Origin of the sequence: Bartonella sp. AA74HLJMH (assembly GCF_042197045.1) — a bacterium.
In the GTDB taxonomy this organism is placed as follows: Bacteria; Pseudomonadota; Alphaproteobacteria; order Rhizobiales; family Rhizobiaceae; genus Bartonella.
Window position 1 is genome coordinate 60,881 of sequence record NZ_JBHIRJ010000001.1, and the last position, 12,239, is coordinate 73,119.

The 12,239-nt window shown below is 36.5% G+C and carries 9 protein-coding genes; 7 read left to right on the forward strand and 2 right to left on the reverse strand.

Going from position 1 to position 12,239, the window contains the following annotated elements; genetic code table 11:
* Positions 1-984 precede the first annotated feature (984 nt).
* Together nhaA and ACFINH_RS00255 are read right to left on the reverse strand one after the other, a co-directional pair.
* Entirely contained in the window at positions 985-2,343 is a 1,359-nt protein-coding gene (gene nhaA / locus ACFINH_RS00250; protein WP_375618444.1) for a Na+/H+ antiporter NhaA, read from the reverse strand.
* A 146-nt stretch (positions 2,344-2,489) separates the two neighbouring features.
* On the reverse strand, positions 2,490-4,196 hold the full coding sequence (locus ACFINH_RS00255) for a hypothetical protein (protein WP_375631552.1): 1,707 nt from the start codon (positions 4,194-4,196) through the stop codon (positions 2,490-2,492).
* Between the two features lie 354 nt (positions 4,197-4,550).
* Here ACFINH_RS00255 and ACFINH_RS00260 point away from each other — a divergent pair, with 354 nt between their 5' ends.
* The 7 genes from ACFINH_RS00260 to ACFINH_RS00290 all read left to right on the forward strand — a co-directional run bounded on the left by ACFINH_RS00260 (position 4,551) and on the right by ACFINH_RS00290 (position 12,234).
* The gene (locus ACFINH_RS00260) at positions 4,551-6,323 is read left to right on the forward strand and encodes an SLC13 family permease (RefSeq protein WP_375631555.1); all 1,773 of its coding nucleotides are present in this window, start codon (positions 4,551-4,553) and stop codon (positions 6,321-6,323) included.
* Positions 6,324-6,896: 573 nt separating this feature from the next.
* Positions 6,897-7,568 carry a tetratricopeptide repeat protein gene (locus tag ACFINH_RS00265; RefSeq protein ID WP_375631557.1) on the forward strand — a complete coding sequence of 224 codons (672 nt, stop codon included), beginning with the start codon at positions 6,897-6,899 and terminating at the stop codon, positions 7,566-7,568.
* Positions 7,569-7,572: 4 nt separating this feature from the next.
* Complete coding sequence (gene der, locus ACFINH_RS00270; RefSeq protein WP_375631559.1) at positions 7,573-8,997, forward strand: ribosome biogenesis GTPase Der; 1,425 nt, start codon at positions 7,573-7,575, stop codon at positions 8,995-8,997.
* 1,041 nt (positions 8,998-10,038) lie between these two features.
* Positions 10,039-10,473: an AtpZ/AtpI family protein gene (locus tag ACFINH_RS00275; RefSeq protein ID WP_375631561.1), complete on the forward strand. Its 435-nt coding sequence runs from the start codon at positions 10,039-10,041 to the stop codon at positions 10,471-10,473.
* A gap of 7 nt (positions 10,474-10,480) precedes the next feature.
* Complete coding sequence (locus ACFINH_RS00280) at positions 10,481-11,239, forward strand: F0F1 ATP synthase subunit A (RefSeq protein WP_375612111.1); 759 nt, start codon at positions 10,481-10,483, stop codon at positions 11,237-11,239.
* A 54-nt stretch (positions 11,240-11,293) separates the two neighbouring features.
* Positions 11,294-11,524 carry a F0F1 ATP synthase subunit C gene (locus tag ACFINH_RS00285; RefSeq protein WP_005773968.1) on the forward strand — a complete coding sequence of 77 codons (231 nt, stop codon included), beginning with the start codon at positions 11,294-11,296 and terminating at the stop codon, positions 11,522-11,524.
* A gap of 143 nt (positions 11,525-11,667) precedes the next feature.
* Positions 11,668-12,234: a F0F1 ATP synthase subunit B gene (locus tag ACFINH_RS00290; RefSeq protein ID WP_273790398.1), complete on the forward strand. Its 567-nt coding sequence runs from the start codon at positions 11,668-11,670 to the stop codon at positions 12,232-12,234.
* The last annotated feature ends 5 nt before the right edge of the window (positions 12,235-12,239 follow it).

Consider the following 12,239-nt stretch of genomic DNA (forward strand, 5'->3'; position numbering starts at 1 on the left):
ATAATGGATATTACACATTGGTTCACATTTTTGTTTATTGCGTTATTTAAATCGTATATGCCTTTCACGTAAAAAAAAACGCTATTATAGTGCCAATTTACGCGCTTGTTTTGAAGAAATATCTCTCTCCCCAAGCCCCCACATTATGGCGCCTGTGGATGGCGTAACGTAAAGTTTATTGGGGACCACCATCTCCTTTACTTAGATCAAAGGTGTCAGCTGGTCGTCATCATTTAATTTTTAGTTTTCCTGTTGAACAGCGCTTATATGGATATGATGAAGCATTCTTATTTCTTTCTTCAAATAATCCATACTTCTCCTCGGCTTGTGACGTGTAAGAGAATAGTCTTGATTGATTCATCATGTACAGATTTGAAATGAGGAAATCATACGATATCTAGACTCCATTCAAGATTTATAATGATAAATCAAATATTTTTTATCCAAAAATAATGTGCTTTTAAGAAGATAAAAATTAAAGTTATTTAGAATACCGCAATAAAATCAGTAACGAGGAGGGTGGTTTATTGGAAAAAAATAAACCATGGAATTACTTAACTGATTATTGAATTTTGCTTATTCTTATCTGTTTCGTATGATTAAACATAAGATATTGATTTATAATAATTATTTTTTTCTTTATAGTAAATAATAGTCCCGACGAAAGGCAGCTTTTCTGAAACCACGAAGCCTTTTATATTGAAACAATTAAAATTATTTCTGTACATATCATGAGTGGAGCTGGTGTATGAGTAAAAGAATATTGAAGAAAGGAATAAAAATATCTCTTATAAGTCTTCTTAAGAGTCAAAGGTGTTGTAACATTAGAGGCTCGTAAATAGTATGATGATGTTAGTTTTCTCCTTCATAAGTGTAAAGATGAGGCGAGACAACAGCTTTTACATTAAATATCGTCCGAACCCAACAAATGAGCGAAATCGCTTTTTAAAAGTTCTGCATAAAAATGTATTTTCAGTTAGTTTGTTAGGAACTATGAGAAATTCCTTTATTGCGCTTAATATAAATAAATCCATATCCCAGACCGATAAGGGCAGATAAACCTGAGCCACAAAGGACCCCAATTTTTGCCGCATCAAGCAGAATAATATCTTTAAAAGCGAGCATTGAAACAAAAATAGACATTGTAAAGCCAATTCCTGCTAAAAAACCAATGAGTAAAACGCCTGTCCAGGTCATATGAGGGGGGAGGCGGCATAGCCCTGATTTTACAGCTATATAACTGGCAGTGATAATACCAAGAGGCTTACCGATGAAAAGACCAATGACAACACCCAGAACAATCAAGAATGATTTGTCAGAAGAAAGATCAAAGTTTGCAAAACTTACTCCTGCATTTGCGAAGGCAAAAACTGGCATGATACCGTATGCAACCCATGGATGCAATGCTTTTTGAACACGTGTTACTGGGGCGATCATGGCCCGTTGTCCTTTGCGCATCTTTTTCAATGCTGTTGAAATATGATGCAGATCTGTTTTTGTATTTTTTTCTTGAAGAATTTGCATAGCATTACTGAGCATGGTGAGTGGCGCTACAAGAGTACGGGTAGGAAGAACGGGAGTCATCATCCCTAAGATTACGCCAGCAAGCGATGGGTGAACGCCTGTTACCATTAAACCCCACCAAATGATTGCACCAGGTAAAATGTAAAGCCATGCTGATGCAAGCCCGATCCACTGAAAAAATAGTACCAAAGCAATACCCGCTCCTGCAATCATTAAACCGCTAGGATCAATGTTTGTTGAGTAGAAAAAAGCAATAATAAGAACAGCGATAATATCGTCAATAATTGCTAATGATAGAAGAATAATATGAAGATTAGAAGGAATTTTTTTCCCTAGAAGAGCAAGAATACCTAGAGCAAAGGCAATATCTGTTGCTGTTGGCACAGCCCAACCGCGGATATGTCCCTCGTTAAAATTGAAGATAAAGTAAATAATTGCAGGAACACAAACGCCCCCTATTGCAGCAACAATTGGTAAGATTGCTTGTTTAAAATCGGCAAGAGCCCCTTCATGAATTTCGCGTCGAATTTCCATTCCTGCGACGAGAAAGAAAATAGTCATAAGGGCATCATTAACCCAGAAATGTAAATCCCATGAAAGAGTGAAATGACCCAAATTAAAGCCAAGAGGTGTATGCCAAAAAGATTCATAGAAAGCAGCATATTTAGAATTGGCAAAAATAAGTGCAGAAGCAGCAGCTAATAAAAGAACAACACCACTAAGAGCTTCAATATGGAGAAAACGCTCGATAGCAGAAAGCGCTTGATTAGTGACACGAGAAGCGCGATTAGGCAGGCGATTTGAAGATAAATCAGACATGAACAACTCCAAGCATCGTCAATTTTAGATTCTATACTCTCTGTATAAATGACTTTGTATGATATCTTCTGTATCATACAAAAGAAAAAAGAGGAATAAAGTTCTTAATTTATAGACAAGATCATCATGTTTAAAGCACAAAATGTTTAACGCGACGCTTCATTTTTAATAGTGAGATATACTTTGCTTAAAGCCTTAGATAGATCATTTTGTAGAGCAGATTCGAGATCAACTATTGCGAGACCTTTATTATCTTTTGCTTTAATTTTAACGATCAATGTTTGTGGATTTTTAGCAAATTCTCCTAAGGATTTTGAAATTTTTTCTGCTTCGTCATGATTTTTTAGCAGAATTTTTGGGGTCTGCGTCATCATTAGATAGAAATCGTCATAAAGTTCCTTTTTTAGATCATGTTGGCTGTCATTAAGATTTTGCGCAAGATAAGAAAAAAGCTTATCAATGAAACCTGCATCCGTATATTGTATATCAATTTCATTGATGCCAAGGTCTTGAGACGCAGCAATCATTATATTTTTCTGACCAGAAAAAAGCTTTTCATCAACATCAATAACCTTAGCCGAGATGTTCCCAGATCCAACGTTTTTCATATTGAAAGACATTGTATCAAGAAAGAGCATACGTTTTTTTTCATCGTAAGAAATATCAATTTTTCCTGAAACATTAAAGCGCTCAAAGTTCAGATTTTTGAAGAACTCTAAGTCTTTTTCATTCATTTTTTTAGGTAAAACGGAAAGGTTATTGAGAGAAAGAAAAAGCTTTTTAGGGATAGGTTGTTTCCACAAACTTGGTTTGAATTGGAATGATTCGAGCGTTGCTTTCAACTGCGGTATATCAACGGTGATATTATCAACTTTGGCATCCGCTGAGGTAATGGCGAGCAGTATGTTTAGAAGAAGACCATTTTGTGCTACTTTTTCAGCGATTTTATTATTCTCTTTTCTTGCATTAAGATAAGCTTTGATTAATTTTTCAGGAGTTTGCTCAAGCGGTTTCATCTTTAAACCAGATGTTTTAAACTGCCCAAGGAAGAAAGAGCTGTTTTTTTCTGCTTCTTCAAAAATATCGACACTTATATTATTCAAAGAAATGGGGCCAGTAACGGTTTTACCTTGATTGAGAGCATTGTTTTTTCCAAAAATGATAGAGTAGGCATAGTTGATGTCGATATCATGGGCTTTTATTGTATCACTTTTAGCCATAAGTTGCATCTGTTTGGCACCATTTGCTACGACCGTTTTAAGATCCATATTTTTGATACTAACTGAATGGATATGGTTATTTCTAAAATCAGAAAGCTGGAAATTCTTGATTTCAACCGTTTCTGTTCGGTTATTTTTATTTTCTATAGAAAGTTGTATATTGGGAGCAATAATTGAGGAAAGCTCGATACGCATCATTGATTGTAAAAGACGTGATGTTATCGTTCTATCCTTTTCTTTTAAGGATACATTCCGAAGAGAAATTTGGGGAATTTGCACATGAATATTATTATGCTTTAAATCAACATTATAAAATGTAAAAGTTCCGGGAATAAAGGAAAGAGGAGGACGGGCAGAAATGGCACCAATTTTAAGTGATGTACCAGCTGGAACAGGTAATGTCACATTCTTCAAATTGATTTTACCTAGAATGCTTACTTCAGATGTTTCGGCTTTTATGGAATGACGGGCTATTTCTTTTCTTACAAAACTGTCAAGATAGGGTTTTGCAATATAAAATCCACCAACAATTATAATTGCCAAGGTAGCAACAAATCCAATAATGCAAGTGAGCCAATATCTGAGGTTACTTTGATACCCACTATTAAGATTGACCATTCTTTCTTCTTTCATTTTTACCACTCTTTGAATTGAGAGTGAAGATAAATTCTTTTAAGCAACGACAAAGGTTTAAATATAGCGTGTACCAGTTTCAACAATTATCTACTCTCTATATTAGAGTTATTCTCATCTTTTTTACAATATAGCTTTATCAACTTTTATCAATTTTCTTTGGGTTCAGCACTTTATAGAAAAGCACGCATAATAAGGAGAGGCAAGTTTATGCGCATCATAATTTTTTATCACTTTAAAATTATCCTAAAATATTTCGATGTCTGCTTTTATCTTGCTGCTGTTTATAGGAATATTTAAAACATAAAAAATATGTTCTTGTTCATTATAATTTAATGGGGAGAGGTAAGTGTTATGACAGAAAATCAAATAATGGCTTTTTCGATCATTGGTCTCATGATGGTTGTTTTTATTTGGGATCGATTTCGTTATGATCTTGTTGCTATTTGTACTTTATTAATAGCTTGTGCCCTTGGTCTTGTCAGTCCGAAGGAAGCTTTTAGCGGTTTTAGTAATGATATCGTTATTATCGTGGGGAGTGTGTTTGTTGTCAGTACTGCTGTATCTCGCTCTGGTATAATGGAATTTATTATCCAACGGATATGGCCAGACGTGAAATCGGTGCGTCTTCAATTAGCTTTTTTGGTTCTTTCTGTTGTCGTATTATCAATGTTTGTTAAAAACATTGGTGCTTTGGCGATTATGCTTCCGATAGCTTTTCAGTTTGCACGTCGTTCTCAGGTTTCTCCTTCTGTCTTTTTGATGCCCATGGCCTTTGGTTCTTTGTTGGGGGGGCTTATGACACAGATAGGAACATCTCCCAATGTTGTTATTTCAGCGATGCAAGAACGTTTAGCAGGAACACCTTTTACTATGTTTGATTTTACACCAGTTGGTGCGGTTGTTGCGACGGCTGGTGTTGTATATTTGGTCTGTTTTTATTGGCTTTTGCCTGTGCGTGTGCGTTCAGGTGTATCGTTTGATGATGCCATTGATATTCGTAATTATGTTGCAGAAGTACATATTCCAATAAATTCACCGATTGTGGGAAAAAATATTGTTGATTTGGTTAAGCCATCAAGTGGTGATGTTATGGTGATTCAAATCATCAGAAACAAAGTATCTATTTCACCATTACCAGATTTTGTTTTGTCTGAAAATGATATTATTTTGCTGGAAGGATCACATACAGGGTTAGATAGCGTGATGAACTCTGCTCGTTTAGAGTTTTCTAAGGGGCGAACTATTGTTGCAGGTGATAAGGACAGTGATATTGATATTATTGAAGCAGTCATTACCCATAATTCACCTCTTATCGGTATTAGTGCGAAAGAGTTTTCTTTATTTGATCGCTATAATGTAAATTTGCTTGCGTTAAGTCGTCAACATGAAAGGGTGCGGGGAAGACTTGATGATATTATTTTCCATCTTGGAGATGTGATTGTTTTGCAAGGACAGGATGCAGTTATTCCAAATTTATTAAGAGAATTGAAATGCTTGCCCCTAGCAAAACGAAATATTGTGTTTGGAAATTTACGACATGGTTTCATCTCTTTAGCTGTTTTATTTATAGCAATTATTTTTACAGCTTTTCATATTGTTCCAGTTGCTTTTTCTTTCTTTTCTGCTGCTGCTGCAATGGTGATCTTTCGTGTTTTGCCCGCGCGTGATCTGTATCAGGCATTAGATGGCCCAATATTAGTGCTATTAGCGGCTCTTATTCCAGTGAGTGAAGCGTTAGAGAAAACAGGATGTACGGATCTCATTGGTCAATGGCTGAGCCAATTGGCAATATTTTTCCCGCCATCCGGTGCTTTAGCGCTTATGTTGGTGACAGCTATGTTGGTTACGCCATTTTTGAATAATGCAGCAACAGTGATGATGGTAGCACCAATTGCGTCAAGTTTTGCTCATTCCCTTCATTATAAGCCTGAAGCTTTTTTGATGGCTGTTGCAATTGGTGCGGGCTGTGAGTTTCTTACACCTATTGGACATCAAAGTAATATGCTCGTGATGGCGCCAGGAGGATATCGTTTTAGTGATTATCCACGTTTAGGTGCTCCATTGGCGGTGTTGATCGTTATTATTGCTGTTCCAATGCTTATGTGGGTTTGGCCCTTACAATAGGATATTTTTAGAAACTTTAAGAATCAATTATAAAAGGTTGTTAATCGTATGAAGATAAGTTGAAGGGATATACTTTATATAGAGAGCTTTAACTGAAGATTTGGAATTATACCACACTTTCATCATGACGCTTCGGTATTTTTGATACAGATAAAAATTTATCTATTTGGTTTTAGTATATATTCATGGAAATTTACTGTTTATTCAAGTTTTTTCAAGAATTGGTTTTTCTATTATAATTGTATAATCCAATACAACCAACGATTGTGGTTGAAGACTTTAAAAGATTATCCCTCTATATAATGGAGAGAAAGTTCGCTTGAGATGATAGGCAATCATGATAAATATTAAGGCAGTGAATTTTTCATAATATGTAAAAGCTGTAATGTGAACAAACAGGGTGCTTACATCATTTTCGATTAAGACTGTTGCAAAAATCTGATTGAATTGGCTACATGTTGATTTAAAATAAATAAACGAGTAATTTAAAGATTTTTAGTTAATTAGGGCTACCATCTTTATCCATTTATGCGTAAAAGCACAGGTGAAGTAACTTTTTTCAAGGTATGATATATGTCGTATGATAGTTTTATTGCTGAAGTGAATGCTGAATTTCGTCAGGAAAAGGCGCTTGCTTTTTGGAGACGGTATGGTTTTTCAATTATTGGAGCAGCTATTCTTTTTATATTCATGATAGTTGCTTATCAAGTTTATCATCATACACAAATAAAGAAAGCTGGTTATATTGGTGATGCATTTGTAAAGAGTCTTGATCTTGCGGATACACGTGATTTTGATAAAGCGATAAAGCAATTAGAAACTGTTAAAACCTCTCATTTTGGGGGGTATCCTTTTCTTGCTCGTTTACGTGAGGCTTCTTTACTCATGGAGAAAGGTGATATTATTAAGTCAGTGGAGATCTTTGATTCTGTTGCAGCGGATGAGAAAGCACCGCAGATTTTGCAGAAAGTTGCAAAAATTCGGGCGGCTTATATTCTGGTTGATACAGGGACATTAGCTGATGTTGAAAAGCGCATTAAAGATATGGCAAGTGATACCGATCCTATGCGTATGTCTGCAAGAGAAGCTTTAGGCTTAGCTGCTTATAAGGCGGATAAAATGGATGAGGCGGTTTATTATTTTAAGAAAATTTCTGAAGAAGGTTCTTTGGGTTTAAAGATAACAGATCGGGCTCGAATGATGCTTGAGCTTATACAAGCTGAGGGCAAGGCAAATAAGGAATAAATCGATGAGCCTTACCATTGCTATCGTTGGTCGTCCCAATGTTGGGAAGTCAACACTATTTAATCGTTTGGTTGGGCAAAAATTGGCTTTGGTTGATGATAAGCCTGGTGTAACACGTGATCGGCGTATTCATGCGGCAAAACTTCAAGATCTACGTTTTGATGTGATTGATACGGCTGGGCTGGAAGAAGCAGGTGATCATACACTTGAGGGGCGTATGCGTTCTCATACAAAAGTTGCAATTGATGAAGCGGATCTTATTTTATTTGTATTTGATGCAAAGAGCGGAATAACACCAAGTGATTTAAATTTTTCTTCATTGGTTCGCAAATCAGGAAAGCCAATTGTGCTTGTTGCCAATAAGTCTGAGTCAAGAGCGGCAACAGGAGGAGAGTATGAGGCGTGGTCATTAGGTTTGGGGGAGCCATGCCCAATATCGGCTGAACATGGTTTGGGACTTAGTGATCTGCGTGATGCAATTATAGATGCTGTTGGGTCAGAGCATGTTTTTGGCAACAACAAAGAAGAAGATAGAATGATACAACCTGCATCTGTTGGTGATGATGTAAAGGATTTGGACGAAGAGGAGCTTATTTACGATGAAAGTAAGCCCATTAGGATTGCAATTGCGGGGCGTCCCAATACAGGAAAATCCACTCTTATCAATAGTATGTTGAAACAAGAGCGATTGTTAACAGGACCAGAAGCAGGACTCACGCGTGATTCTATTTCTGTAGATTGGGAATGGCGTGGTCGTCATATTAAACTTTTTGATACTGCAGGTTTACGTCGAAAGTCGAGAATTCAAGAAAAATTAGAAAAACTATCTGTTGCAGATACTTTGCGTGCTATTCGTTTTGCAGAAGTGGTGGTCATTGTTTTTGATGCAACGATACCTTTTGAAAAGCAGGATTTACAAATTGCTGATCTTGTGATTCGTGAAGGGCGTGTTCCAGTTATTGCTTTCAATAAGTGGGACCTTATTGAAAACAGTCAGACCACATTGATTGATTTGCATGAAAAATGTGCGCGATTTCTTCCTCAAGTTCGTGGTTTGAGAGCTGTTCCTTTATCAGGACAATATGGTCAAGGGATTGATAAACTGATGGAAAATGTCATGATGATGCACCGTGTATGGAATCGTCGCATTTCGACGGCTAAATTGAACCAATGGCTTGGAACTGTTGTGGCACATCATCCACCTCCTGCGGTTTCTGGACGTCGACTTAAGGTTAAATACATCACACAGGTTAAGACACGTCCTCCTGGATTTATGATTTCCTGCTCGCGCCCTAAAAGTATGCCTCAGTCGTATTTGCGTTATCTTGTCAATGGGTTACGTGAAACATTTGATATGTCTGGTATACCCGTTCGCATATCATTACGAGCCTCTGATAATCCTTTTGCGACACGTTCCAAGAAGAAATGATAACTCTTTAATTTTTTAAGTGAATGAAATCTATACTTAAGAATCTTAAAAATAAGTTTTTTAAATGATCGTTCTTTTCATAAAAGAAAAAGTTTTATTTGCTAAAGTTTTAATTTTATTGATAATCATTTATTTGCATGTCATGAGAAGAGTTTAATAGGGAGTATTTAAGAAAGAGTACATAATCCTCTTAATGGGTTATTAAAGTGCAAGAATAGATGCAATATGAGGGTAGGGGAATGTAATTATGATGCTTGTTTGAAAAGCAGCATTAGATTATCGTTTCATAAAAATAAAGCTTATGAATAAGCGCTTTTGCTTACGATAGTTTGTCTGAATAAAAAGAAAAAATATTTGCTGAATCTACGGATATTCAATTGTAAAGAGCGAAATTCATAAAAGTGGATTAAAATTGTATAAAGTGGTATGGTAATCGTATTTAAATTTTATTGTGTTCTATTGGCTTAATCTATTTGAAATTTTGGATTTATTAATATTTTGTATTTAAAGGACCTTCTCTTAATACCCTCAAGCTCATTTCGTGATGAGGCCTGTAATGGCGGATGTAAAATACTTTGCGAATAGGATCATATAGAAACCATTGATTATTTCATTTTCATAAAATAAAAAGTGCAAGTTTATTCGAATAAAAGGAAAAAACCAACGCTCTCATACTGTTTTTAGCTTTCTATGTTCTCTTTCAAAACTAGGACTGATATAACATTGGGAGTCGGAAAATAAAATGGTATTAGTTTACACCTTTTGTTAAGCGTAAAAATGGTTGTTCTATGAGTTTTATATTATTCACGTGAACTTTTCGTTATACATTCACGGGTGCTGTCGTGAAATCGGTTTAGGTGCTTGGAATATCTTTTTAAGAAAGCATGTAAATTGAAAAATACGTTATTTCTGCAATAAAATTTATACGATAACTTGTGATAGATTTCTTTTAGTATCTTGACGAATAAATTCGGGAACAATATGATGCACACGGTTTTATGAAATGTATTCTTACGTTGCTTTTTAATTAAGGAGCCAATGATGGCGATGGGCGAGAAACCCGTTATGAGCCGTAAGGAGGCTGAAGAGGAAAAGCAAGGAGAGTGTCTTCATTCAGAGGATTTGGAATGTCGTAGTAGGAACTTAAGCGTAGCTTTAGTGCGCAAGCAAGCATTAAAGAAGCGGGAGCATAGGAATAAGCGGGAAAAATCACAAGGAAGGATGGCAGGTGCAATTAAGCTTTCCAGTGAGTTTCTGGCAAGTGTTATAGTTGGTATTGTTTTGGGGTTGGGGTTTGATAAGTTAGCAGGTTCATGGCCTTGGGGATTGGTATTTTTTCTCTTCTTTGGATTTGCTGCTGGTGTATTGAGTATTCTTCGGTCTGTGGGGTATGTTTCCTCCAGTCAATTAGGAAAAAAAGGCGTATTGCGCCAAGATAAACAAAATAAAGGGGCCAATGAGAGGTCCGATAAATGAGGTTGAAGTGACAGCGCACGCTCCAGATCCTATTCATCAGTTTGAGGTTTTAAGGCTGATTAAGATTTCCATAGGAAATATGGATTTATCGTTTACAAATGTATCATTGTTTACAGTTCTCACGGTTGTTGTAACTTCTATTTTTCTCTTTATTTCATCATCGAGTCGTGGATTGGTTCCAACGCGGATGCAGTCTCTTTCGGAAATGGCATATGAATTTGTAGCATCGACTCTGCGGGAATCATCTGGTGTGCAGGGAATGCAGTTTTTTCCTTTAGTTTTTTCTCTGTTTACTTTTATTTTGGTTGCTAACTTTATTGGTCTCTTTCCTTATTTTTATACGGTTACGTCTCAAATCATGATCACGTTTTCGTTAGCAATGGTGGTAATTTTGACGGTGATTGGTTATGGCTTTTATAAGCATGGGGTCAGTTTTTTGAAACTGTTCGTTCCCAGTGGAGTTCCTGTTGTGGTTTTACCTCTGGTGACAATGATTGAGGTTATTTCTTTTCTCTCCCGTCCAATTAGTCTTTCTCTTCGTCTTTTTGCGAATATGCTTGCTGGTCATATTACGCTTAAAGTGTTTTCTGGGTTTGTTGTTTCAATGATTGGGGTAGGAATCGTAGGTGTGGGTGGTTCGATTTTACCGCTTATTATGACTGTAGCAATTACTGCTCTTGAGTTTTTGGTCGCATTTCTTCAGGCTTACGTCTTTACGGTTTTAACTTGTATGTATCTTAATGATGCAATTCATCCAGGACATTAATAGAACTGGCGGTTTTCCGTCGAATAATGCAATTTCGCTTTAAAGGAGAATAACATGGAAATGGTGCTTGCAGCAAAATATATTGGCGCTGGTCTTGCTTGCTTTGGTATGGCTGGAACAGCTTTAGGACTTGGTAATATTTTTGGTAGCTATCTTTCTGGTGCATTACGGAATCCATCAGCAGCAGATAGTCAGTTTGGACGTCTCGTCTTTGGTTTTGCTGTAACAGAAGCTTTGGGAATTTTTTCATTGCTCATTGCTTTATTACTTCTTTTTGGGGTTTAATCATTATCAAAAGGGTATATCTGTTCTTGCATGAGGAAAGATTTACCCTTTTAGGCTCTTAACTAGAGAGATGCCAGAGAGATGTTTGTCAGTTATCATCGGTTATAGAGGGCTTTAATAAGCTATTTAAAGGATGAAAGAAGATGTTTGTTTCAAGCGCTTATGCACAGAACACTGAAACGTCGATAGAACATATTAAAAAGGTAGCAGAGCATGCAAATCGTGTGTTTCCGCCTTTTGATTTTGTGCATTTTGGTTCGCATTTTTTCTGGTTGGCAATTTCTTTCGGACTGTTTTATCTTTTTATCTCCCGTGTAATTGTACCACGTATTGGCGGTGTTATTGAAACACGGCGAGATCGAATCGCATCTGATTTAGATCAGGCAATGCGCATGAAGCAAGAAGCAGACATTGTTGTTGAAACTTATGAGCGGAAATTAGCAGAAGCGCGTTTGAACGCGCAGGCTATAGCGCAGGTAGCTAGTGAAGAATTAAAAGAAAAGGCAGAGCTTGAACGGAAAGAAATTGAAGAGAGTCTAGAGAAAAAACTCGCAGATGCTGAAAAACAGATAGCAAAAATTCGGGATAAAGCGATGCAAAATGTTGGTTCTATCGCTGAAGAAGTAGCTCTTGAAATTGTGAAAAAATTGATTGACGTTGATATCAGCAAAGAGGCTGTTCGTTCAGTTGTTAAAACTGCGGATTATTGAGGAAG

What these genes read in the sequence shown, in the direction of transcription:
- nhaA (WP_375618444.1), bottom strand. Translation starts at nt 2,343, where the DNA reads ATGTCTGATTTATCTTCAAATCGCCTGCCTAATCGCGCTTCTCGTGTC.
- ACFINH_RS00255 (WP_375631552.1), bottom strand. Translation starts at nt 4,196, where the DNA reads ATGAAAGAAGAAAGAATGGTCAATCTTAATAGTGGGTATCAAAGTAAC.
- ACFINH_RS00260 (WP_375631555.1), top strand. Translation starts at nt 4,551, where the DNA reads ATGACAGAAAATCAAATAATGGCTTTTTCGATCATTGGTCTCATGATG.
- ACFINH_RS00265 (WP_375631557.1), top strand. Translation starts at nt 6,897, where the DNA reads ATGTCGTATGATAGTTTTATTGCTGAAGTGAATGCTGAATTTCGTCAG.
- der (WP_375631559.1), top strand. Translation starts at nt 7,573, where the DNA reads ATGAGCCTTACCATTGCTATCGTTGGTCGTCCCAATGTTGGGAAGTCA.
- ACFINH_RS00275 (WP_375631561.1), top strand. Translation starts at nt 10,039, where the DNA reads ATGGCGATGGGCGAGAAACCCGTTATGAGCCGTAAGGAGGCTGAAGAG.
- ACFINH_RS00285 (WP_005773968.1), top strand. Translation starts at nt 11,294, where the DNA reads ATGGAAATGGTGCTTGCAGCAAAATATATTGGCGCTGGTCTTGCTTGC.
- ACFINH_RS00290 (WP_273790398.1), top strand. Translation starts at nt 11,668, where the DNA reads ATGTTTGTTTCAAGCGCTTATGCACAGAACACTGAAACGTCGATAGAA.